Source organism: Streptococcus infantis, assembly GCF_047464215.1.
Lineage (GTDB): Bacteria > Bacillota > Bacilli > Lactobacillales > Streptococcaceae > Streptococcus > Streptococcus infantis_P.
Map to the genome: position 1 here is coordinate 17566 of NZ_JASHCG010000004.1, position 22745 is coordinate 40310.

A 22745-nucleotide genomic window follows, 5' to 3' on the forward strand; every position below is an offset into this window, starting at 1 on the left:
ACTTGAAATACAAAGGTTGGAACTTTCGTCCCAGCCTTTCTTTGATAATGAATATGAAGGAGTCCTATGAAAACACCATTTATTAAACGTGATGCCTTAGAAAAGATTGTTGAGGAGTTTCCAACCCCATTCCATCTTTACGATGAAAAAGGGATTCGTGAGAAAGCACGCGCAGTAAACAAGGCCTTTTCTTGGAATAAGGGCTTTAAAGAATACTTCGCAGTTAAAGCAACCCCAACACCAGCTATCTTGAAGATTTTGCAAGAAGAAGGATGTGGAGTGGATTGTTCTAGTTATGTAGAACTCTTAATGAGTCACAAGCTTGGGTTTACAGGGGCGGATATGATGTTTTCATCTAATAACACCCCAGATAGAGAGTATGCTTATGCTCGTGAATTAGGTGCGACGATTAATTTAGATGCCTTTGAAGATATCGAGCATTTGGAACGTGCAGCAGGCATCCCAGAAATCATCTCTTGCCGTTACAATCCTGGTGGCGTATTTGAACTGGGCACGGACATTATGGATAATCCTGGTGAAGCTAAGTTCGGGATGACTAAGGAACAGCTTTTTGAAGCCTTTGCCATCTTGAAAGAAAAGGGAGCTAAAACCTTTGGGATTCATTCCTTCCTAGCTTCCAATACTGTTACTCATCTCTATTATCCAGAATTGGCTCGCCAGCTCTTTGAGTTAGCGGTAGAAATCAAGGAAAAGTTAGGTATTTCACTGGACTTTATCAATCTTTCTGGTGGTATCGGGGTCAACTATCGCCCAGATCAAGAGCCTAATGACATCGCTTTGATTGGTGAGGGAGTTCGTCAGGTTTATGAAGAGGTTTTGACACCAGCAGGCCTTGGTCAGGTTAAGATCTTTACAGAACTAGGACGTTTTATGTTGGCACCTCATGGCATTCTCGTTACAAAAGTTACTCATAAAAAGAAAACCTATCGTACTTATCTAGGAGTAGATGCGTCAGCTGTTAACCTTATGAGACCAGCTATGTATGGTGCTTATCACCACATCACCAATATGATGCATCCTGATGGTCAGACTGAAGTAGTTGATGTTGTTGGCTCCCTTTGTGAAAACAACGATAAGTTTGCAGTTAATCGTGAATTACCTCAAACAGAAATTGGTGATTTGTTAGTTATTCATGATACAGGTGCGCATGGCTTCTCTATGGGATACCAGTACAATGCCAAACTTCGTTCGGCAGAAATTCTCTATACAGAGGACGGTGGAGCACGCTTGATCCGCCGAGCAGAGCGACCAGAGGATTATTTTGCGACTCTCTATGGGTTTGATTTTGACAAGGATTAATAAATATTTTGAAAATCATGAAAGTTGAAAGTGAAAAACAGATTGTTTTCTAAAAAATAGGCAAAATCTGTGGTTTTTCTTTTCAGTCATGGTATAATAAAGACTATAAAACGTTTTCAAGGAAGGTAACGATATGTCTGAGGAAATAATTGACTATGGACAAGTGACAGGAATGGTGCATTCGACAGAGAGTTTTGGGGCGGTAGATGGCCCTGGAATTCGTTTTATTGTCTTTTTGCAAGGCTGTCAGATGCGTTGCCAATACTGCCATAACCCTGATACTTGGGCTATGGAAACCAATAAATCTCGTGTACGAACAGTAGATGATGTTCTAGAAGAAGCGCTTCGTTATCGTGGTTTCTGGGGAGACAAGGGAGGTATCACAGTCAGCGGAGGAGAAGCCCTCTTGCAGATTGATTTCTTGATTGCCCTCTTTACCAAGGCAAAAGAAAAGGGTATCCACTGTACCTTGGATACTTGTGCCCTTCCATTCCGTAACAAACCACGCTATCTAGAAAAGTTCAACAAGTTAATGGCCGTGACAGACTTGGTTCTCCTTGATATCAAGGAAATCAACGAAGCACAACACAAGATTGTTACCAGTCAAACCAATAAAAATATTCTGGCTTGTGCTCAGTACTTGTCAGAAATCGGTAAACCTGTTTGGATTCGTCACGTGCTAGTGCCAGGATTGACAGACCGCGATGAAGATTTGATTGAACTTGGTAAGTTTGTAAAAACTCTCAAAAATGTTGATAAGTTTGAAATCTTGCCTTATCACACTATGGGTGAGTTCAAATGGCGTGAGCTTGGGATTCCGTATTCACTTGAAGGAGTTAAACCTCCAACAGCAGATCGTGTTAAGAATGCTAAGGAATTGATGGATACAGAAAGCTATCAAGATTACATGAAACGTGTACATGGATAAAATGAAAGAAGAGGTCGGAATTTTTTCTCGGCCTCTTTTTGACTATAGAAAAGGCTCAGCATTTAAGCTAAGCCTTTTATTTTTTATTTAGAATGTTGTTTTCCAGCATTGCGTTTTTTGTTTTTCTTCTTGTTAGAAGTTGTGATAGCTGTTGCTGGTTCAGGGGTTACATCTTTACGAGTGCTTGAAGTTTTGCTTGCTTTTGGTGGGTTCTTAGCAAATTCTTCACGTACTTTTTTACGAAGTTTTGGACGAACGATGTAGTTGATGATAAATTGTTGAAGGATCATCATGAAACCACCGACAACCCAGTAAAGTGTAACGCTGGCTGGTGAGAAGACAGAGAACACGACAATCATGAGGGGGCTCATATAGAGCATCTTCTTGATTTGTTCTCTTTGAGTTTCATCCACAACTCCATGTAAAGAAAGGAGTGATTGAAGATAGTAAAGGATACCAGCAAAGGCAACCAAAATCATACTAGGTGAGCCTAGAGGAATTCCTAGGTAGCTTGCTTGGGCAACTCCTTCAGTATGTTGGGCAGCAAAGTAGATAGCAGAGAAGAAAGGCATTTGAATGAGGATAGGGAAACATCCCACGCCGCCAAACATGCTGATGCCGTGCTCTTTTTGAGCAGCAAAGAGAGCTTGTTGAGCTTCTAATTTTTCTTCTTGTGTCGTTGCTTCTTTCAGGCGAGTCTGATGTGGTTCAAGGACGTGCTTGAGAGCGTTCATCTTTTCAGAGTGAAGGGTCGCCTTCCATGATTGGTAGATACCAAGTGGGAGGATAATCAAGCGAACGATAATGGTTACGATGATGATCCCAACACCGAAACCGAGACCTTGATCATTAGCGAAGTATTTGATAGCTTCTCCCATTGGAGCACCCAAGAAATCCCAAACGGGACCAGTTGGGAGTCCTGTTGATTTATCAACCTGGACACAACCTGTCAAGACTAATAGCATAGCCACTCCCATGACTGAGAGAGCGATTCGTTTAATTGATTTCACTGTTTTTATTCCTTCTTTAAAAATTATACCTTTCTATTCTACTGTTTTTTTGGAAAATATACAATAGTTCTAGAGACCTAATTTGCGACTTTGAAGTCTGAATAAGATGGAAAGTTACTCAATTGAACATCAAGATAGGTTACTTTAGAGAATGGGGTAGGGCCTTTTCGGATCTCTTGGATAAATTTAGCCATGATGGCTGAAGATTCTGCTTGGGCAAGGATTTCAACGGTTCCGTCATCGTTATTCCAGACACGACCCGTAATGCCACCTAGTTCTAGAGCTAGGGTATAGACACCCCAGCGGAAGCCCACTCCTTGGACGCGACCTTGGGCGATCATTTTAACCTTTTGCATACCAAACCTCCTTGATTGTGTTATAATATTTCTATGACTATTATAACCTCTAAAGCCAATTCTGTGGTGAAAAATGCCAAAAAATTACATCGAAAAAAATATCGGAAAACCTCATATCTGATTGAGGGATGGCATCTGTTTGAAGAAGCTATTCAAGCTGGTGCAAAGATTGAGAAAATTTTTGCTCTCGCAGAGTATGGTGAAAAATTAGTAGACTATCCTCAGACTGTCCTTGTGACAGAAGAAATCTTGCTCGATTTAGCAGATTCTCAAACGCCTCAGGGCATTGTTGCCATTGTTCAAAAGGAGGATGAGCAGTTACCAGATTTGAGTCGGGGGAAATATCTTTTCTTAGAAGATGTGCAGGATCCTGGAAATGTTGGGACCATGATTCGGACGGCAGATGCAGCAGGTTTTTCTGGAGTCATCGTTTCCAGCAAGTCAGCAGATATCTATAGCCTCAAAACGCTTCGCTCCATGCAAGGCAGTCATTTCCATTTGCCGATTTATCGCATGTCTGTCGAAGGGTTTGTGGAACAAGCTAAAAAGAGCGGTTTACCAATTCTGGCAACCACCTTATCACAAAACTCTAAAGATTATCGTGAACTGACTCGGTTAGAAGATTTTGTCTTAGTCATGGGGAATGAAGGTCAAGGCATTAGTCCATTCATGACAGACCAGGCAGATCAATTGGTCCACATCAGCATGAAAGGGCAGGCAGAAAGCCTCAATGTCGCCATTGCTGCAGGTATACTCATGTTTTATTTGAGTTAAATGATTTGATTTTTGTTATAATCAGTAAAAAGATTTCATAAGGAGAAAAAGATATGAATCAAACAATTATTCAAGAACGTTCAGGTTTGAATCAATTTTATGCAAAAGTTTATGCTTTTGTAGGAATTGGGATCGCCTTATCTGCACTTGTTTCAGCCTTGATGTTAACAACCTTCCAAGACCTTCTTGTTCAGTTGATGCTTAATGCCCGCATATGGCTAATCGTGACAGGAGTAGTTGAAGTTGCTCTTGTAATTGCAGCCAGTAATATGGCTTATAAAAATAGCCCAGCAGCTCTTCCGATGTTTCTCATCTATTCAGTAGTGAACGGTTTTTCACTGAGTTTCATCGTGTCGCTCTATCTACCAGGAACGGTTCTAACGGCTTTCATTTCCAGCGCTGCCCTTTTCTTTGTCATGGCAATTGTCGGAGTTGTGATTAAAAAGGACTTGAGTGGTATCGGGCGTGCTTTGATTGCAGCCTTGGTAGGTTTCATTTTAGCTATGATTGTCAATGTATTTTTAAACAGTGGTCTCTTTGACTACATTATCAGTATAGTCATGGTTCTTGTTTTTGCAGGTTTGATTGCTTGGGATAACCAAAAGATTCGCTATGTTTATGAAGAATCAAATGGTCAAGTCGCTACAGGTTGGGCAATTTCTTTGGCGCTTAGCCTCTACCTTGACTTTATCAACCTTTTTCTTAGCTTCTTGCGTATCTTTGGAAGTGACGATTAATACTTTTAGAGCTCAAATGAGCTCTTTTTTAAATTTTTACTTTTATTTTTACTAGCAAAAGGGTATAATCATCTTATTATTCAAAAGGAGAGATGTATGAAGAAAAGTTTTATCCATCAACAGGAAGAAATTTCCTTTGTAAAAAATACCTTTACCCAGTATTTGAAAGATAAGTTAGAAGTTGTAGAAGTGCAGGGTCCAATCTTGAGTAAAGTTGGGGACGGGATGCAGGATAACCTTTCAGGGATTGAACATCCAGTTTCTGTTAAGGTTTTGCAAATTCCAGATGAATCTTATGAGGTGGTACATTCGCTTGCTAAGTGGAAGCGCCATACCTTGGCCCGTTTTGGTTTTGGCGAGGGTGAAGGCCTCTTTGTTCACATGAAGGCCCTTCGTCCAGACGAAGATTCACTAGATGCGACTCACTCAGTCTATGTAGACCAGTGGGACTGGGAAAAAGTTATTCCAAACGGACAGCGCAATCTTGCCTATCTTAAAGAAACGGTAGAAAAGATTTATAAGGCGATTCGTTTGACAGAGTTAGCAGTAGAAGCACGCTATGATATTGAGTCAATTTTGCCTAAGCAAATTACCTTTATCCATACAGAAGAGTTGGTAGAACGCTACCCAGACTTGACACCAAAAGAACGTGAAAATGCTATCTGTAAGGAGTTCGGTGCGGTCTTCCTAATTGGTATCGGTGGAGAATTGTCAGATGGAAAACCTCATGATGGACGTGCACCAGACTATGATGACTGGACAACTGAATCTGAAAATGGCTATCATGGCTTGAATGGGGACATCCTTGTTTGGAATGATAATTTGGGTGCAGCCTTTGAATTGTCTTCAATGGGCATTCGTGTCGATGAAGACACCCTCCGTCGCCAAGTAGCTATCACAGGAGACGAAGACCGCCTTTCTTTGGAGTGGCACAAAGCTCTCTTAAACGGCCTCTTCCCATTGACAATTGGTGGAGGAATTGGCCAATCTCGTATGGCTATGTTCCTGCTTCGTAAGAAGCACATCGGTGAAGTCCAAACCAGTGTTTGGCCACAAGAAGTGAGAGACACCTACGAAAATATTCTTTAATCAATCGAGCCGTAAGGTTCGATTTTCTTTTTTTGATAAGAATTTGGTATAATATACGGTATGAAAATCGTATCAGGTATCTACGGAGGGCGTCCTTTAAAGACGCTGGACGGTAAAACAACTCGACCTACTTCAGATAAGGTAAGGGGCGCTATTTTTAATATGATTGGTCCCTACTTTGAAGGTGGGCGAGTGCTAGATCTTTATGCTGGCAGTGGTGGTCTATCCATCGAAGCAGTCTCAAGAGGGATGTCCAGTGCCGTTCTGGTCGAGAAGGATCGCCGAGCCCAGAATATAGTCGCAGAAAATATCCGAATGACTAAGGAAACTTCCAAGTTTCAATTATTGAAAATGGAATCCAGTCGTGCATTAGAACAGGTGGATGGTGCCTTTGATCTAATTTTTTTGGACCCTCCCTATGCAAAAGAACAAATCGTGTCAGATATTGAAAAAATGGCAGAGAGAGATCTTTTTTCAGAAGATGTCATGGTGGTTTGCGAAACCGATAAATCAGTAGAACTTCCAGAAGAAATCGCCTGTTTGGGTATCTGGAAGGAAAAAATATATGGGATTAGTAAGGTGACGGTTTATGTCAGATAAGATTGGGCTATTTACAGGTTCCTTTGATCCGATGACCAATGGACATTTGGATCTCATTGAGCGTGCAAGTAAGCTCTTTGATCAATTGTATGTAGGAATTTTTTATAATCCTCATAAAACAGGATTTTTGACGATTGAGAGCCGAAAGAAAACTGTTGAAAAAGCACTAGCACATCTCAAAAATGTCCAAGTCATAGCTTCTCACGATGAATTAGTCGTTGATGTTGCTAGAAAATTAGGTGCAGAGGTCTTGGTGCGTGGCTTGCGTAATGCAACAGATCTTCAGTATGAAGCCAGTTTTGATTTTTACAACCATCAGCTAGCAGGAGAAATGGAGACAATCTACCTTCACAGTCGGCCGGAGCATGTTTACATCAGCTCTTCAGCTGTGAGAGAACTATTGAAATTTGGTCAAGATATCAGTGATTATGTACCAAATGCTGTCCTAGAGGAGTTAAACAATGAAGAAAAAAACTAGATGGCCCTTATATCTCATTATTGGGCTCATTATCACTTTTATCGCTTTTACGGTGCCCCTGCCTTATTATATCGAGGTGCCAGGAACTTCTGAAGATATTCGAAAGGTTTTACAAGTTAATAACCAACCTGACCAAGAGGAAGGTTCCTACCAATTTGTGACGGTTGGAGTTAAGCACGCTAGAATGGTTGACTTGTTTTATGCCTGGCTAACTCCTTTCACGGACATACATAGCGCCAAAGAGATGACTGGTGGTTCATCAGATGCAGAATTTATGAGAATCAACCAGTTTTACATGGAAACTTCGCAAAACATGGCCAAATATCAAGGTCTAAAGACGGCGGGTAAGGAAATAGAGCTCAAATATTTGGGTGTCTACGTTTTGACTGTAACAGATAACTCGACTTTCAAGGGAGTTCTTAATATTGCTGACACCGTAACAGCTGTGAATGATAAAACTTTTGAGAGTTCAAAAGAGATGGTGGATTACGTTAATTCTCAAACTCTAGGCGATCAGGTGAAGGTTACTTATGAGGAGGATGGAAAAGTTAAGACTGCCGAAGGAAAGATCATTACTCTAGAAAATGGGAAGAATGGTATCGGAATAGGTTTGATTGACCGCACAGAAGTATCTAGTGATGTACCAATCAAATTTTCAACTGCTGGCATTGGAGGTCCTAGTGCCGGAATGATGTTCAGTTTATCCATCTATACGCAAATTGCAGATCCTACTCTTCGAAATGGACGTATCATTGCGGGTACCGGAAGCATCGATAGAGATGGTAACGTAGGTGACATTGGCGGAATTGATAAAAAAGTGGTTGCCGCAGCTAAAAAGGGAGCTACTGTATTCTTTGCTCCTAACAATCCAGTAACTGAGGAAGCTAAAAAGGCAAATCCAAATGCCAAGAGTAACTATGACACAGCTCTAGAAGCAGCTCAAATGATTAAAACAGACATGAAAATCGTTCCAGTCAAAACGCTTCAAGATGCGATTGACTATTTAAAAAACAATCCCTAAACAGTAGGCGAATCCCTAAACTAGCGTAGAAAAAAAGAAGATGGTATAATAGGCAAATGATTCAATTGTTTTTTACCCTTAGTAGTCATATGTTTTTTGTCTACCTAGTCTTTCAGCTCTTGAAAGATTTGGTCAGATGGGATCAAATTTTGAAGGTGACAAAGGATAATGCGAAGAAGGTTCGACTCTTGGTAGTATTGTGTAGTATCGGTTTAGGATATCTGATTAGTTCCTTTTTTCTGAACCTCTACCAACTTTGGCAAGAAGCAGTTAGAACGTTATTCTAAAATTGTAAGTGAAGGAAAATACTTTATGGAAAAAATTGTAGTTCAAGGTGGCGATAATCGTTTGGTTGGAAGTGTTACCATCGAGGGCGCAAAAAATGCAGTTTTGCCACTGCTTGCAGCAACTATTTTAGCAAGTGAAGGAAAAACGGTCTTAAAAAATGTTCCTATTTTATCGGATGTTTTTACCATGAATCAGGTGGTTCGTGGATTAAATGCGAAAGTAGAATTTGATCAAGAAGCACATATTGTTGAAGTTGATGCTACTGGAGACATCACCGAAGAAGCACCTTATAAGTACGTCAGCAAGATGCGTGCTTCAATTGTAGTATTGGGGCCAATCTTGGCTCGTGTAGGACATGCAAAGGTTTCTATGCCAGGTGGCTGTACGATCGGTAGTCGCCCTATCGACCTTCACCTAAAGGGACTCGAAGCGATGGGGGCTCAAATTACTCAAACGGCAGGATATATCGAAGCTAAGGCAGAACGCTTGCACGGAGCTCACATTTACATGGACTTCCCAAGTGTAGGTGCTACTCAAAACTTGATGATGGCGGCAACTCTTGCTAACGGAGTGACTGTCATTGAAAATGCTGCGCGTGAACCTGAGATTGTCGACTTGGCTGTTCTCCTAAATAAAATGGGTGCCAAGGTCAAGGGGGCAGGAACAGAAACTGTGACGATTACTGGTGTTGAGCAACTACATGGTGCGACCCACAATGTTGTGCAAGACCGTATCGAAGCAGGAACCTTCATGGTAGCAGCTGCCATTACAGGTGGAGATGTCTTGATTCAGGATGCTATCTGGGAACACAATCGCCCCTTGATTGCTAAATTATTGGAAATGGGTGTTGAAGTCATCGATGAGGACGAAGGAATTCGTATTCGTTCTCAACGTGAAAAATTAAAGGCTGTCCACGTTAAGACACTTCCACATCCAGGATTTCCGACAGACATGCAAGCACAGTTCACTGCTCTAATGACCGTTGCTCAAGGTGAGTCAACTATGGTAGAGACTGTATTTGAGAATCGTTTCCAACATTTAGAGGAAATGCGTCGTATGGGCTTGCACTCTGAAATCATCCGTGATACAGCCCGTATCGTCGGAGGACAGCCTCTCCAAGGGGCAGAAGTTCTATCGACAGACTTACGTGCCAGTGCAGCCTTGATTTTGACAGGCTTGGTAGCTGAAGGCGAAACAGTTGTAGGAAAGCTTGTCCATTTAGATAGAGGTTACTACCGTTTTCATGAAAAATTAGCCCAGTTAGGAGCTAAGATTGAACGGGTAAGTGTGGAAGCTGATGAAGATGAATAAACAATCCAAATATGTCTTACGTCGCTTTATCCTAGTAATTGTAGTATTACTACTAGGATTCTTAGCTCTTGCTATTGGTTTGATGATTGGCTATGGTATTCTAGGAAAAGGTCAAGATCCTTGGGCTATTTTAGCGCCAGTAAAATGGCAAGAACTCATCGCAAAATTTACAGGAAAATAGACTGGGAGACCAGTCTTTTTCTAGGAAGTGAATGTAATACTCAATGAAAATCAAAGAGCAAACTAGGAAGCTAGCCGCAGGCTGCTCAAAACACGGTTTTGAGGTTGTGGATAGAACTGACGAAGTCAGTAACACATATACGGCAAGATGAAGCTGACGTGGTTTGAAGAGATTTTCGAAGAGTACAAGGAGAAAATATGAATAAAAAAACAAGGCAGGCCCTAATTGGCCTCTTGCTCTTTTTGCTCTTGTCAGCAGGAAGCTACTATATTAAACAAATGCAGTCTTCCAACACTGCACCACAAACACAAGTAAAACAAAAATCACAGTCGTCTGATACTCCAAGTCAAGAACTGGCAGAAAGTGTCCTAACAGATTCAGTTAAAAAACAAATCAAGGGCACGCTAGAGTGGAATGGCGCAGGAGCCTTTATCGTCAATAACAATAAAACCAATCTGGATGCTAAGGTTTCAAGCAAACCCTATGCGGATAATAAAACAAAGATTGTAGGAGGAGAGACAGTTCCCACAGTAGCGAATGCAATCATGTCAAAGGCAACAAGACAGTACAAGGACCGTGAAGAAACTGGCAATGGTTCAACATCTTGGACGCCTGCGGGTTGGCATCAGGTTAAGAACCTAAAAGGAAGTTATAATCACGCAGTTGATAGAGGACACTTGTTAGGCTATGCCTTGATCGGTGGCTTAGATGGCTTTGATGCTTCTACCAGCAATCCTAAAAATATTGCCGTACAGACAGCTTGGGCCAACCAAGCGCGTGCAGAAGATTCCACAGGTCAAAACTACTATGAGAGTTTGGTTCGAAAAGCCCTAGATCAAAACAAACGAGTGCGTTACCGTGTGACGTTGCTCTATGCGTCTGAGGAAGACTTGGTGCCGTCCGCATCCCAGATTGAAGCTAAGTCCTCTGATGGAGAATTGGAGTTTAATGTCGTGATTCCAAATGTCCAAAAGGGAATTCAGTTAGATTACCGAACAGGTGAGGTCACAGTCACAAAAGCTAACTAATTGATCAAGAGGTTGAGGGAAAATCCCAACCTCGTTTTTTATTAGTCATGAACTGTTGACACGATTGGTTGTATTTTCCTCTTTTCAGATTTTTAAAGAGCTTTTTTGAAAATTCACAAGGCTGGAACTAGGGCGTCGGAACTTGGATTGCAGCTCTCTATTCAGCGACCCTTTATCATAGAAATTGAAAATTAATGTGTAGAAATTGGAAAATATGGTATAATAGTTTCAATTATACTTTTTAGGAGAAGGAAAATGGAAGACCCGAGCAGTCAGGATTTGTTACTGCAATTTGTTTTATTAGTTGTTTTGACCTTTTTAAATGCTTTTTTCTCTGCAACAGAAATGGCCATGGTTTCACTTAGTCGTTCACGTGTTGAGCAAAAAGCTGAGGAGGGAGATAAACGCTATATCCGTTTACTAAAGGTACTTGAAAACCCGAATCACTTTTTATCAACCATTCAAGTTGGTATCACCTTAATTACGATCTTGTCAGGGGCTAAACTAGCAGATTCACTAGGTGAGTTAATCGCCTCTTGGATGGGAAATAGCGAAACTGCCTATGCGGTAGCTAGCTTCTTATCATTAGCTTTCTTGACCTATATTTCTATTGTTTTTGGCGAACTTTATCCTAAGCGAATTGCTCTAAATCTTAAGGATGCCTTGGCTATCCGAACAGTACCGTTTATTATTGCTCTTGGTAAGATTGTGAGTCCCTTCGTTTGGATGCTCTCGGCATCAACTAATCTCTTGAGTCAATTGACACCGATGACATTTGACGATGCAGATGAAAAAATGACTCGTGATGAGATTGAGTACATGTTGTCTAAGAGTGAAGAAACCTTGGATGCTGATGAAATTGAAATGTTACAAGGGATTTTCTCGCTAGACGAGCTCATGGCACGTGAAGTCATGGTTCCTCGAACCGATGCTTTCATGGTAGATATTCAAGATGACACTCAAACCATTATCCAAAGTATCTTAAAACAGAATTTTTCTCGTATTCCTGTTTATGATGGAGATAAGGACAATGTTATTGGATTGATTCATACTAAGAGTCTCCTCAAAGAAGCCTTTGCCAGCGGTTTTGACAATATTGTCTGGAAGCGAATCTTACAAGATCCACTCTTTGTACCTGAAACCATTTTTGTAGATGATTTATTAAAAGAGTTTAGAAATACTCAAAGACAGATGGCTATCCTACTAGATGAGTATGGGGGAATGGCTGGTTTGGTCACTCTTGAGGATTTACTTGAAGAGATTGTTGGTGAGATTGATGATGAAACTGACAGAGCTGAAGTCTATGTTCATACAATTGGAGAAGATACCTATATCGTCCAAGGAACAATGAATTTAAATGACTTCAATGACTACTTTGATGTCGAACTTGAAAGTGACGATGTAGATACGATCGCTGGTTACTATTTGACTGGTGTGGGAACTATTCCAACATCAGAAAAACTTAGCTATGAGTTAGAAAGTAGCAATAAGCATATCACTCTAACCAATGATAAGGTCAAAAATGGACGTGTAACCAAGCTTAAGGTTCAAATCCAAGCACTCGAATCAGAAGAAGAAACAGAATAAAACAAAAGCTTTATCAGAGTAGAACTGATAAAGCTTTTCTAGTAGTAAAAAAGAAAAGACCCCTGTAGGAGCCTTTGATAATATAGAGGCGACAGACAGCTGGTACTACCTGAAACCAGATGATATAGTAGATCAAATACAAAATGGTACACTGTGAATTCTAAAAAATGCTAGAAATTGACTTAACTACTCTGGTAAATTTGTTCAGATTCTATTTCATTTCACTATAGTATGACAGACAAGCCGGAGTTTACGATTGAGCTTGATGCTTGATTACGACCAAATAAAATGTGATATAATAGTTGTGGAATAACGGAGGAAATGATGAATCATGAAAAAATTGGTCAGGTTACTAATGAAGTAAAAGAGATTTTTAATATTGTTCTTGAAGCGAGCGACATCAAGGTTAACAAAGAAGGGCTGAGAAGTCATATGATGAAACGCCATCATAATGATGTGATTCAGCATATTGAAGACTTGGAACTCATACTAAGTAATCCAGATTTCGTTGGGATCAATCCACGAGAGAAAGGCGCTAGTTTTGAATATGTAAAAAGATTTGATGATAATGTACTTGTTGCTATCAAGTTACATAGAAGTGGCGATTTCTTTTACGTCCCGACCATGTATCGTATACAAGATTACAAGTTACAAAGTCGTATTAAGTCTGGTAGATTGAGAAAAATTGACAAAAAAAGTAGATAGTGCTAGAATAAAATTAACGGAAGACATTTGAGGGCAGAAAGGTTCCTGCCGCACCTTGAAAAAGGTATCTGAGATGCTGGGTACACCGACCAGCCAAGTGTCCGTTATTTCAAAAGAGGGGCTGTAATGCTCCTTTTTTATTCGAGAATTTTAAAATAGATTACACAAACCGCAGGCTCAGGCTTGAGGTTTTTTGAAATAATAAAAGCAGTGACCGAAATCACTGCTTGTCAGATATGGCAAAATCATAAAGTTTTTCTGCTGTGAGAAGGGCCATTTTGTCCATGCTTGTTTTTCCTTTTCTAAGGTCAGAAACAGTAGTCCACGGAACTCCAGCGCCTTGCGAAATAGCAGATGTAGATATCGAACTGTCTAATAATTCTTGAATACCTTTTCTCATTTTATTTGTCCTTTTTATTTTTGAGATAAATGTATACATTGATTGCAATTATAAAAATAGCTATTGCACTAACCATTGCTTTTCCTCTTTTCGTTTGATAAAATAGAGGTGTAAGGGGCTTTCGCCCCGACCTCTTAGCGTTTACCTTTTCTTTTGTCAGAATTTTGGGTTACGCTTTTTGTTTTGCCTTGCGACCGTTATCGCGGTCATTAGACTTGCGATAGCAGTTCCTGTTTCAGGGATATTGTCTATCGCTAATCCAATCTTCTTTGTTCACTTTTCCCCTTTCCTTTGCTTGATTACATCATGTCACGGGGAAGTGAGAAAATCAAGACTTTTAATGAAGTTTTTAAAACGTCCTCGCCCCAAACTCGCCCCAACAGTTTTTTAAAGTTATCCTTTTTTATCATGAAATAAAAATAAAAAAGCCCATAAAATCGGGCTTTTTGTCTGGATAAATTCCGATAAAATCGGTATTATAAGGCGGTAGACGGATTTGAACCGACGATCAAGCTTTTGCAGAGCCGTGCCTTACCACTTGGCTATACCGCCTTAACTTTTATTATTATACCTTTTAAATTAAATCTCGTCAATAGTTTCTTTTCTGAAAATGTAAGTTTTCCTGCTTTCAAAAGGCATGCGACAAAATATTCTGAAAATTCGTTTACTTTTGAGAGGGATTATGGTATAATCAACAGTATCTCATTAATTTTAATAGAGGAGTTAATTAAACATGAAAAAAAGTCGGATTCTTGCAGTAGCGGGGGTGTCCTTGCTTGCGGCAGGAGTGCTTGCTGCATGTTCAAACACGAATTCAAATGCAGGTTCAAGCAATGCAAAATTAGCATCAGATTATAAATACGTTTATTCAGTTGATCCAGAAACATTGGATTATGTTGTTAACAACGTTGATTCTACTTCTTTTGTAACTACAAATGCAGTAGATGGTTTGCTTGCTAATGATAAATATGGCAACCTCGTACCATCGATTGCTGAATCATGGACAGTTTCACAAGATGGTTTGACTTACACTTATAAAATCCGTAAGGATGCTAAGTGGGTTACTGCTGAAGGAGAAGAATACGCTCCAGTTAAAGCCCAAGACTTTGTGACAGGGTTGAAACACGCGGTAGAAGGAAAATCAAAAGGGCTGTCTGTTATTAGTTCTTCAATTAAAGGACTCAGCGCTTACATTAACGGTGAAACAAACGACTTTTCAACTGTTGGAGTAAAAGCAGTTGATGATAACACTCTGGAATACACCTTGAATCAGCCAGAGACTTTCTGGAATGATAAAACGACAAATGGCGTGATGATGCCAATCAATGAAGATTTCCTTAAATCTAAAGGGGAAGGCTTTGGTGCACCTACAGATCCATCTTCTATTTTGTATAATGGACCATTTGTTTTGAAAGCAATCACAGCTAAGTCTTCAATCGAAATGGCTAAGAATGATGCCTATTGGGATAAAGATGCAGTTAAAATTCAAAACATTAAATTTACATACTGGGATGGGAAAGACCAAGATGTTGTTGCTAAAGGATTCTCAGAAGGACAATACAGTAAAGCTCGTATTTATCCTACTAGCTCAACATACGAAAAATATGCGTCTGAGTTCAAAGACAACATCTACTTTAGCGAACCAGGATCAGCCATCGCTACTGTCAGTGTGAACTATGGTCGTTCAACTTATAACCACACTTCAAAAACAACAGATAGCCAAAAAGAATCTACAAGAAAAGCCTTGCTAAATAAAGAATTCCGTCAAGCCCTAAACTTTGCGGTAGATCGTAATTCTTACTCAGCACAGACAAATGGCACAGAAGGAGCTGCAGTTGCAATCCGTAATACTTTCACACCATATAATCTTCCAGTTGGTGACAAACAATTTGGTGAACTTGTAGAAGAAAGTCTTTCGAAGACAAACTCAGGCACATGGTCAAACATTTCACTTGCTGATTCACAAAATGGTCTCTACAATGAAGAAAAAGCTAAAGCAGCCTTTGCAAAAGCAAAAGAAAGCTTGAAAGCTGAAGGGGTAGAATTCCCAATCCACTTGGATGCTCTAACAATCCAAGAATCTACAGCTGTTGTAAACCGTGTTCAATCACTTAAACAATCTATTGAAAACGTACTTGGATCAGACAATGTTGTAATCGATCTTCAACAAATGACTCAAGCAGAAGCATTACCACTTTCATTCAGTGCTCCAACAGCAAAAGAACAAGACTGGGATATTCATACTTTGACTGGATGGAATCCAGATTATCAGGATCCCTCAACTTTCTTAGAGCAGTACACGATTAAAGGCGGAAATACTCGCTTGCTTATGGGTATTGACAAAGATACTGACGCATCAGTTATCCAAAAACTTGGTTTGTCTGACTATGAAAAATTAGTTGATGAAGCAAATAAAGAAAATCAAGACGTTCAAAAACGCTACGAAAAATATGCCCTTGCTCAAGCTTGGTTAACAGACAACGGTTTGACAATTCCTGTGATGGCAGGTCCAAAAGAAACCGCTGTATCATTTGTATCTAAAGTTATTCCATTTACTTCTTCTTACTCCGCTGCGGGTCTTAAAGGAGAAAACTCAGGTTACTTGAAGTACACTGAGGTTGGTGAAAAACCTATTACAAAAGAAGAATACCAAAAAGCTCGTGAAAAATGGCTTAAAGAAAAAGCTGAATCAAACGAAAAAGCTCAAAAAGAGTTAGCGAGTCATGTGAAATAAATAATGCTCATCAGAACTTTCTCTCCTAAAGGAGAAGGTTCTTTTGGGATTTAAAGGAAATAATATGAAAAAATATGTTTTTATGCGTATCTTGCGGTCGTTGGTTTCTATTTTCTTAGTAACGACCTTGATTTACACAATCATCTATACGATGGTTCCACGGAAGTTGATCTTCAAACAAGATACTAACTACAATAAAATTGCAACGACAGCTGATAAACGTGATAACTATGAAAATACCGTCTTTGAGCGTATGGGTTATATCGAATATTACGATACGAAAGAGTTGCAGGAAAAAGCTAGTAGCATTGACTCTTCTGTTACAGTAGATGCAAATGATACAAATAAAGCAATCTATGAAAAATATATCCAACAACTTGGGAATGGTTGGACTCTAGGTGAGTTTACAGAGAGTGGACAATTCTACGCTACACGTGAAATTCCTATTTTTGAGCGTGTGTTCAAATTCTATGCAAACTTACTTGATATTGACCATACAAACAAGATCCAAGACCCTGAGAATCCTAACTTAGAGCGTTATTTGCGCTTTGAGAATGACCCTGCTATCGGTTGGTCTCTTGTGGGTTCAGGTACTAAACACAAATACCTCTTGTACTTCAATAGTCAGTTCCCATTTGTTCACCAAAACTTTGTCAACTTGAACCTAGGAGATTCTTATCCAACTTATGCCAATACTCCTGTTCTTCAAGTAATCACACAAGGACAAGGACAAACGAAGACTTCAGAAGTTCAATTCCCAACTGGTAAGAAAACATCATCAGTTAACATTTACTCAAGAACTTATAAATCTCCGAGTCAAGCTGATGCTCGTGAAGTAGCCAACTACGGTAAAGATGATCCATATACAGCTACTGAGAGCAACTATCAGTACCCATCAATGATTGCAAGTTCTGCTATCACTGGTTTGATTGGTCTTGCGATTTCATATGCGATTGCAGTTCCTCTTGGTTCAGCAATGGCTCGTTTCAAGAATACTTGGATTGACAGCCTATCTACAGGTACTTTGACCTTCTTGATGGCCCTCCCAACGATTGCTCTAGTTTATATCATTCGTTTGATTGGTTCTTCTATCGGATTCCCAGACTCATTCCCAATCTTGGGTGCTGGCGATTGGCGATCTTATGTCCTTCCATCAGTCATTCTTGGTTTACTTGGAGCACCTGGTCTAGCTATCTGGATTCGTCGTTACATGATTGACTTACAATCTCAAGACTTTGTCCGTTTTGCTCGAGCTAAAGGTCTTTCTGAAAAAGAAATTTCTAACAAACACATCTTTAAAAACGCTATGGTACCACTCGTTTCTGGTATCCCAGGCTCAATTATTGGTGTTATTGGTGGAGCAACTCTTACTGAAACAGTCTTTGCCTTCCCAGGTATGGGTAAAATGTTGATCGACTCTGTAAAGGCTTCAAACAACAATATGGTAGTTGGTCTGGTCTTCATCTTTACATGTGTTTCAATTTTCTCTTACTTGATTGGAGATATTTGGATGACTATTATTGACCCACGTATTAAATTGACAGAGAAAGGAGGCAAATAATGTCTACGATTAGTAATGATAAATTTCAATTTGTAAAACGAGATGATTTTGCCTCTGAAGCAATTGATGCTCCTACCTACTCATATTGGGGTTCTGTCTTTAGACAGTTTTTGAAGAAAAAATCAACAATCATCATGCTTGGTATTTTGATTTCCATCGTATTGATGAGTTTCATCTATCCAATGTTTTCTGATTTTGACTTCAATGATGTAAGTAAGGTAAATGATTTTAGCGCTCGTTACATTAAGCCAAATGCTGAACATTGGTTTGGTACAGATAGTAATGGTAAATCTCTCTTTGACGGTGTCTGGTTTGGAGCACGTAACTCTATCTTGATTTCCGTAATTGCGACCTTTATCAACGTTGTTATTGGTGTTATTGTCGGCGGAATCTGGGGGATTTCAAAATCAGTTGACCGTATCATGATGGAAGTTTATAACGTTATCAATAACATCCCTTCACTTTTGATCGTTATTGTTTTGACTTACTCTATCGGTGCAGGTTTCTGGAACTTGATTTTTGCCATGAGTGTAACTACTTGGATTGGTATTGCTTATATGATTCGTATCCAAATCATGCGTTACCGTGATTTGGAGTACAACCTTGCTTCTCGTACACTGGGAACACCAACCCATAAGATTGTTATTAAAAATATCATGCCTCAATTGGTTTCTGTTATTGTTACAACTACATCACAAATGCTTCCTGCATTTATCTCATATGAAGCCTTCCTGTCATTCTTTGGACTCGGCTTGCCAATCACAGTACCAAGTTTGGGACGTTTGATTTCGGATTATTCTCAGAACGTAACAACAAATGCTTACCTCTTCTGGATTCCATTGACAACTTTGGTCTTGGTATCCTTGTCACTGTTCGTAGTTGGTCAGAACCTAGCGGATGCTAGTGATCCACGTACACATAGATAGGAGTAGACATGATAAAAGGAAAAAATGTAATTTTGACTGCTCAAGATATTGTCGTGGAATTTGATGTTCGTGACAAGATTTTGACAGCTATTCGAGGCGTCTCCATCGATCTGATCGAGGGAGAGGTTCTCGCTTTAGTTGGGGAGTCAGGTTCAGGTAAATCAGTTTTGACAAAAACATTCACAGGAATGTTGGAAGAAAATGGTCGTATTGCACAAGGTAGTATTAATTACCGTGGACAAGATTTGACAGCCTTATCTTCTCATAAAGAATGGGAAATTATTCGTGGTGCCAAGATTGCAACTATCTTCCAAGATCCGATGACCAGTCTAGACCCAATCAAGACAATCGGAAGTCAAATCACGGAAGTTATTGTTAAACACCAAGGTAAGACTGCTCAAGAAGCTAAAGAGATGGCTATTGACTATATGAATAAAGTTGGTATTCCAGATTCTGAGAAACGTTTTGACGAGTATCCTTTCCAATATTCTGGGGGAATGCGTCAACGTATTGTTATCGCGATTGCTCTTGCCTGTCGTCCAGACATTCTTATCTGTGATGAGCCGACAACAGCTCTTGACGTGACCATTCAGGCACAGATTATTGATTTGTTGAAGTCACTTCAACACGAATACCACTTTACAACAATCTTTATCACCCACGACCTAGGTGTCGTAGCAAGTATCGCTGATAAAGTAGCGGTTATGTATGCTGGTGAAATCGTTGAGTATGGTACTGTTGAAGAAATCTTCTACGACCCACGTCATCCATATACATGGAGCCTCTTGTCAAGCTTGCCTCAACTTGCGGATGACAAAGGTGAATTGTACTCAATCCCTGGAACACCTCCATCGCTTTATACTGAATTGAAGGGAGATGCTTTTGCTCTTCGTTCAGATTATGCTATGAAGATTGACTTCGAGGAAAAAGCACCTCAGTTTGCAGTATCTGATACTCATTGGGCTAAGACATGGTTGCTTCATGAACAAGCTCCAAAAGTTGAAAAACCAGCGGTGATTGCAGATTTACACGACAAGATTCGTGAAAAGATGGGCTTTACACATCTTGAGGACTAGGAGGAAGGAAATGTCTGAAAAATTAGTAGAAATTAAAGACTTAGAAATTTCCTTCGGTGAAGGAAGCAAAAAGTTTGTCGCTGTTAAAAATGCGAACTTCTTTATCAACAAAGGAGAAACTTTCTCACTTGTTGGAGAGTCTGGTAGTGGTAAGACAACAATTGGTCGTGCTATCATCGGTCTTAATGATACCAGCAAAGGTGATATCATCTTTGAAGGTCAAAAAATTAATGGTAAAAAATCACGTGAACAAGCTTCGGAATTAATCCGTCGTATCCAAATGATTTTCCAAGACCCTGCTGCAAGTTTGAATGAACGTGCAACGGTTGACTATATCATTTCTGAAGGTCTTTATAACCACCATTTATTTAAAGATGAAGAAGAAAGAAAAGAAAAAGTTCAAAATATCATTCGTGAAGTGGGACTTTTGGCTGAACACTTGACACGTTACCCACATGAGTTTTCAGGTGGACAACGTCAACGTATCGGGATTGCCCGTGCCTTGGTTATGCAACCTGACTTCGTTATTGCGGATGAGCCGATTTCAGCCTTGGACGTTTCAGTACGTGCCCAAGTTTTGAACTTGCTCAAGAAATTCCAAAAGGAATTAGGCTTGACTTATCTCTTTATCGCCCACGATTTGTCAGTAGTTCGTTTCATCTCTGATCGTATCGCGGTAATTTATAAGGGTGTCATTGTTGAAGTGGCTGAGACTGAAGAATTGTTTAACAATCCAGTTCATCCATACACGCAAGCACTTCTATCAGCTGTTCCTATTCCAGACCCAATCTTGGAACGTAAAAAAGTTTTGAAAGTCTATGATCCAGATCAACATGACTATGAAACTGATAAACCTTCTATGGTAGAAATTCGTCCAGGTCACTATGTTTGGGCAAACCAAGCAGAGTTGGAACGCTATAAAAAAGATTTGAAATAAGAAAGAGTTTTGTAATCTTGGTAGAACAATTCTATTAAGGTTATGAAGCTTTTTTTGTAAAAAAACTAGTTTAAAGATAGACAACTATAGTGTACTGTTCTAGATTCAATCTACTATATATACCCGAAAACATGCTAATACTCAATGAAAATCAAAGAGTAAACTAGGAAGCTAGCCGCAGGTTGCTCAAAGCACAGCTTTGAGGTTGCAGATAAAGCTGACCTAGTTTGAAGAGATTTTCGAAGAGTATAAGACTAGTCTTCAATGACTCTTGGAGGAGAGACCAAAGAAGCTGTTATTCTTTGAAAGAGTATTGAATCTATACAGAATGGAATGGATAAAACTACTTTCAGATAAGCTTTTATGAATTTTCAAAATTAAAATCACTTTCTATTTAAAAATCTATCTTGCAAAGCCTACCTATATGTGTTAGAGTTATGGTAACGGTTACAAAATTAAGGAGGGTTTTATGAGAAATCCAGCACTAATAGAAGAAATGAAAAATTATAAGGGAAGAGATGAAGTTCCGCAAGACTTTGACGATTTTTGGGATGGGGAGATTGAGAAGGTTTCAGTCTTGCCAGATTACCAACTAGAGGAACGTGATTTTCGTATTCCAAATGTGAAGTGTTATGAGCTAACTTTTAAGGGCACTCGGGAAGGTCTTGTTTATGCGCGCGTGGTCTTACCAAAATCAGAACAGAAAGTACCAGTTATTTTTCACTTCCATGGCTATATGGGACGTTGTTGGGATTGGACAGATATGTTAGCCTTTACAGTCGCTGGTTATGGTGTCGTATCTATGGATGTCCGTGGTCAGTCTGGTTACTCACAAGATGGGTTACGTTCGCCACTCGGAAATACAGTTAAGGGCCAAATTATTCGTGGTGCAGTAGAAGGAAAAGAGCAACTCTTCTATAAGGATGTTTATCTTGATATTTATCAATTAGTTGAGATTGTCGCTAGCTTCCCACAAGTGGATGAAGGCCAATTAGCAAGCTATGGAGCTTCTCAAGGAGGAGCGCTGGCTCTAGTGGCTGCGGGGTTAAATTCACGTATCAAGCGAACCGTTGCTATTTATCCATTTTTATCAGACTTTAGACGAGTGATAGAGATTGGAAATACCAGCGAAGCCTATGATGAGCTTTTTCGTTACTTTAAGTTCCATGACCCATTCCATGAGACAGAAGAGCAGATTATGGAAACACTTAGCTATATCGATGTAAAAAATCTTGCCCATCGTATTAAGGGGGAAGTTCGGATGATTACTGGACTTGATGACGATGTCTGCTATCCAATCACTCAGTTTGCTATTTACAACCGTTTGACTTGTGAAAAGAGTTATCGTATCATGCCTGAATATGCTCACGAAGCCATGAATGTTCATGTCAATGATCAAGTTTACAACTGGTTGTGTGGTAGTGAGATCCCCTTTACCTATCTTGGTCACTAAAAATTGAAAAAAAGCTCTGTAGTTTCGAATGAACTACAGTCTTTTCTTTATGTGACTCAGATAATGAGAAAGTAGTTTCAGGTAGTTTGAAACTTCTAAATATCTTTGAAAGTAGAATCTATTATGGATTATAAAGTCTAAAATTTAGAATATTTATTATATAATATGGTTAAGATAAAAAGTGAAAGGAGTATAGCTAGTTGCGAATCTTTTAACTTGGAATTTATAAAAGAGCAACAGCATTT

At 39.6% G+C, this 22745-nt stretch carries 23 protein-coding genes and 1 tRNA gene; 20 read left to right on the top strand and 4 right to left on the bottom strand.

All coding sequences use genetic code 11. The features are described from left to right. Window positions 1-66: 66 nt before the first annotated feature. Both QM469_RS03410 and pflA read left to right on the top strand, forming a co-directional pair. Window positions 67-1320, top strand: a complete 1254-nt coding sequence (locus tag QM469_RS03410) for a diaminopimelate decarboxylase (RefSeq protein ID WP_049528287.1) — start codon at window positions 67-69, stop codon at window positions 1318-1320. A gap of 133 nt (window positions 1321-1453) precedes the next feature. After that, window positions 1454-2248, top strand: a complete 795-nt coding sequence (gene pflA, locus QM469_RS03415) for a pyruvate formate-lyase-activating protein (protein WP_001287990.1) — start codon at window positions 1454-1456, stop codon at window positions 2246-2248. 83 nt (window positions 2249-2331) lie between these two features. On the opposite strand, the gene yidC is transcribed toward pflA, so the two are convergent. Next, window positions 2332-3258, bottom strand: coding sequence for a membrane protein insertase YidC (gene yidC, locus QM469_RS03420; protein WP_414276622.1), 927 nt, complete (start codon window positions 3256-3258; stop codon window positions 2332-2334). 77 nt (window positions 3259-3335) lie between these two features. Beyond that, the gene (locus QM469_RS03425) at window positions 3336-3614 is read right to left on the bottom strand and encodes an acylphosphatase (protein ID WP_001174501.1); all 279 of its coding nucleotides are present in this window, start codon (window positions 3612-3614) and stop codon (window positions 3336-3338) included. Window positions 3615-3647: 33 nt separating this feature from the next. On the opposite strand from QM469_RS03425, the gene QM469_RS03430 reads away from it, so the two are divergent. The 12 genes from QM469_RS03430 (at window position 3648) to QM469_RS03485 (ending at window position 13413) form a co-directional block, all read left to right on the top strand. Next, a complete protein-coding gene (locus tag QM469_RS03430; protein WP_281335221.1) occupies window positions 3648-4388 on the top strand; it encodes a TrmH family RNA methyltransferase in 741 nt (246 codons plus the stop codon). Window positions 4389-4441: 53 nt separating this feature from the next. Further along, window positions 4442-5125: a Bax inhibitor-1 family protein gene (locus QM469_RS03435; protein WP_281335222.1), complete on the top strand. Its 684-nt coding sequence runs from the start codon at window positions 4442-4444 to the stop codon at window positions 5123-5125. Window positions 5126-5221: 96 nt separating this feature from the next. Further along, window positions 5222-6214, top strand: a complete 993-nt coding sequence (gene asnA / locus QM469_RS03440; protein WP_281335223.1) for an aspartate--ammonia ligase — start codon at window positions 5222-5224, stop codon at window positions 6212-6214. Window positions 6215-6274: 60 nt separating this feature from the next. Continuing rightward, the gene (rsmD, locus tag QM469_RS03445) at window positions 6275-6814 is read left to right on the top strand and encodes a 16S rRNA (guanine(966)-N(2))-methyltransferase RsmD (protein ID WP_049509607.1); all 540 of its coding nucleotides are present in this window, start codon (window positions 6275-6277) and stop codon (window positions 6812-6814) included. After that, a complete protein-coding gene (gene coaD, locus QM469_RS03450) occupies window positions 6804-7292 on the top strand; it encodes a pantetheine-phosphate adenylyltransferase (protein WP_153225126.1) in 489 nt (162 codons plus the stop codon). The genes rsmD and coaD overlap by 11 nt, the downstream gene beginning before the upstream one ends. Beyond that, on the top strand, window positions 7276-8313 hold the full coding sequence (locus tag QM469_RS03455; protein WP_000730764.1) for a SepM family pheromone-processing serine protease: 1038 nt from the start codon (window positions 7276-7278) through the stop codon (window positions 8311-8313). The genes coaD and QM469_RS03455 overlap by 17 nt, the downstream gene beginning before the upstream one ends. Window positions 8314-8369: 56 nt before the next feature. After that, entirely contained in the window at window positions 8370-8600 is a 231-nt protein-coding gene (locus QM469_RS03460; RefSeq protein ID WP_000615324.1) for a DUF1146 family protein, read from the top strand. Window positions 8601-8625: 25 nt separating this feature from the next. Beyond that, window positions 8626-9912, top strand: a complete 1287-nt coding sequence (gene murA, locus QM469_RS03465) for a UDP-N-acetylglucosamine 1-carboxyvinyltransferase (RefSeq protein WP_153225125.1) — start codon at window positions 8626-8628, stop codon at window positions 9910-9912. Then, on the top strand, window positions 9899-10093 hold the full coding sequence (locus QM469_RS03470) for a DNA-directed RNA polymerase subunit beta (protein WP_414276621.1): 195 nt from the start codon (window positions 9899-9901) through the stop codon (window positions 10091-10093). The genes murA and QM469_RS03470 overlap by 14 nt, the downstream gene beginning before the upstream one ends. 197 nt (window positions 10094-10290) lie before the next feature. Beyond that, window positions 10291-11121, top strand: coding sequence for a DNA/RNA non-specific endonuclease (locus tag QM469_RS03475; protein ID WP_414276620.1), 831 nt, complete (start codon window positions 10291-10293; stop codon window positions 11119-11121). Between the two features lie 255 nt (window positions 11122-11376). Next, window positions 11377-12708: a hemolysin family protein gene (locus tag QM469_RS03480; RefSeq protein WP_414276619.1), complete on the top strand. Its 1332-nt coding sequence runs from the start codon at window positions 11377-11379 to the stop codon at window positions 12706-12708. A gap of 324 nt (window positions 12709-13032) precedes the next feature. Then, the gene (locus tag QM469_RS03485) at window positions 13033-13413 is read left to right on the top strand and encodes a PBECR2 nuclease fold domain-containing protein (RefSeq protein ID WP_414276633.1); all 381 of its coding nucleotides are present in this window, start codon (window positions 13033-13035) and stop codon (window positions 13411-13413) included. A 220-nt stretch (window positions 13414-13633) separates the two neighbouring features. Here the strand turns inward: QM469_RS03485 and QM469_RS03490 are convergent, their stop codons facing one another. Both QM469_RS03490 and QM469_RS03495 read right to left on the bottom strand, forming a co-directional pair. Continuing rightward, a complete protein-coding gene (locus QM469_RS03490) occupies window positions 13634-13813 on the bottom strand; it encodes a hypothetical protein (protein WP_315639860.1) in 180 nt (59 codons plus the stop codon). Window positions 13814-14294: 481 nt separating this feature from the next. Next, a tRNA-Cys gene (locus QM469_RS03495) sits at window positions 14295-14365 on the bottom strand. Window positions 14366-14546: 181 nt separating this feature from the next. On the opposite strand from QM469_RS03495, the gene QM469_RS03500 reads away from it, so the two are divergent. The 6 genes from QM469_RS03500 to QM469_RS03525 all read left to right on the top strand — a co-directional run bounded on the left by QM469_RS03500 (window position 14547) and on the right by QM469_RS03525 (window position 22500). Then, window positions 14547-16547 carry a peptide ABC transporter substrate-binding protein gene (locus QM469_RS03500; protein ID WP_414276618.1) on the top strand — a complete coding sequence of 667 codons (2001 nt, stop codon included), beginning with the start codon at window positions 14547-14549 and terminating at the stop codon, window positions 16545-16547. A 64-nt stretch (window positions 16548-16611) separates the two neighbouring features. Next, complete coding sequence (locus QM469_RS03505) at window positions 16612-18108, top strand: ABC transporter permease (RefSeq protein WP_000761009.1); 1497 nt, start codon at window positions 16612-16614, stop codon at window positions 18106-18108. After that, window positions 18108-19034 carry an oligopeptide ABC transporter permease OppC gene (gene oppC, locus QM469_RS03510; RefSeq protein WP_414276617.1) on the top strand — a complete coding sequence of 309 codons (927 nt, stop codon included), beginning with the start codon at window positions 18108-18110 and terminating at the stop codon, window positions 19032-19034. The genes QM469_RS03505 and oppC overlap by 1 nt, the downstream gene beginning before the upstream one ends. Window positions 19035-19042: 8 nt before the next feature. Further along, window positions 19043-20110, top strand: coding sequence for an ABC transporter ATP-binding protein (locus QM469_RS03515; protein WP_414276616.1), 1068 nt, complete (start codon window positions 19043-19045; stop codon window positions 20108-20110). Between the two features lie 10 nt (window positions 20111-20120). Further along, window positions 20121-21047: an ATP-binding cassette domain-containing protein gene (locus QM469_RS03520; RefSeq protein WP_001291283.1), complete on the top strand. Its 927-nt coding sequence runs from the start codon at window positions 20121-20123 to the stop codon at window positions 21045-21047. A gap of 469 nt (window positions 21048-21516) precedes the next feature. Next, window positions 21517-22500 (top strand): acetylxylan esterase, encoded by a 984-nt coding sequence (locus QM469_RS03525; protein ID WP_414276615.1) that lies wholly within the window; start codon window positions 21517-21519, stop codon window positions 22498-22500. The last annotated feature ends 245 nt before the right edge of the window (window positions 22501-22745 follow it).

Coding starts and splice junctions, on each gene's coding strand:
- QM469_RS03500 (WP_414276618.1), top strand. CDS start 14,547: ATGAAAAAAAGTCGGATTCTTGCAGTAGCGGGGGTGTCCTTGCTTGCG.
- QM469_RS03505 (WP_000761009.1), top strand. CDS start 16,612: ATGAAAAAATATGTTTTTATGCGTATCTTGCGGTCGTTGGTTTCTATT.
- QM469_RS03520 (WP_001291283.1), top strand. CDS start 20,121: ATGTCTGAAAAATTAGTAGAAATTAAAGACTTAGAAATTTCCTTCGGT.
- QM469_RS03470 (WP_414276621.1), top strand. CDS start 9,899: ATGAAGATGAATAAACAATCCAAATATGTCTTACGTCGCTTTATCCTA.
- pflA (WP_001287990.1), top strand. CDS start 1,454: ATGTCTGAGGAAATAATTGACTATGGACAAGTGACAGGAATGGTGCAT.
- oppC (WP_414276617.1), top strand. CDS start 18,108: ATGTCTACGATTAGTAATGATAAATTTCAATTTGTAAAACGAGATGAT.
- QM469_RS03425 (WP_001174501.1), bottom strand. CDS start 3,614: ATGCAAAAGGTTAAAATGATCGCCCAAGGTCGCGTCCAAGGAGTGGGC.
- QM469_RS03430 (WP_281335221.1), top strand. CDS start 3,648: ATGACTATTATAACCTCTAAAGCCAATTCTGTGGTGAAAAATGCCAAA.
- QM469_RS03515 (WP_414276616.1), top strand. CDS start 19,043: ATGATAAAAGGAAAAAATGTAATTTTGACTGCTCAAGATATTGTCGTG.
- QM469_RS03435 (WP_281335222.1), top strand. CDS start 4,442: ATGAATCAAACAATTATTCAAGAACGTTCAGGTTTGAATCAATTTTAT.
- rsmD (WP_049509607.1), top strand. CDS start 6,275: ATGAAAATCGTATCAGGTATCTACGGAGGGCGTCCTTTAAAGACGCTG.
- coaD (WP_153225126.1), top strand. CDS start 6,804: ATGTCAGATAAGATTGGGCTATTTACAGGTTCCTTTGATCCGATGACC.
- asnA (WP_281335223.1), top strand. CDS start 5,222: ATGAAGAAAAGTTTTATCCATCAACAGGAAGAAATTTCCTTTGTAAAA.
- murA (WP_153225125.1), top strand. CDS start 8,626: ATGGAAAAAATTGTAGTTCAAGGTGGCGATAATCGTTTGGTTGGAAGT.
- QM469_RS03460 (WP_000615324.1), top strand. CDS start 8,370: ATGATTCAATTGTTTTTTACCCTTAGTAGTCATATGTTTTTTGTCTAC.
- QM469_RS03490 (WP_315639860.1), bottom strand. CDS start 13,813: ATGAGAAAAGGTATTCAAGAATTATTAGACAGTTCGATATCTACATCT.
- QM469_RS03455 (WP_000730764.1), top strand. CDS start 7,276: ATGAAGAAAAAAACTAGATGGCCCTTATATCTCATTATTGGGCTCATT.
- QM469_RS03410 (WP_049528287.1), top strand. CDS start 67: ATGAAAACACCATTTATTAAACGTGATGCCTTAGAAAAGATTGTTGAG.
- QM469_RS03475 (WP_414276620.1), top strand. CDS start 10,291: ATGAATAAAAAAACAAGGCAGGCCCTAATTGGCCTCTTGCTCTTTTTG.
- QM469_RS03525 (WP_414276615.1), top strand. CDS start 21,517: ATGAGAAATCCAGCACTAATAGAAGAAATGAAAAATTATAAGGGAAGA.
- QM469_RS03480 (WP_414276619.1), top strand. CDS start 11,377: ATGGAAGACCCGAGCAGTCAGGATTTGTTACTGCAATTTGTTTTATTA.
- QM469_RS03485 (WP_414276633.1), top strand. CDS start 13,033: ATGAATCATGAAAAAATTGGTCAGGTTACTAATGAAGTAAAAGAGATT.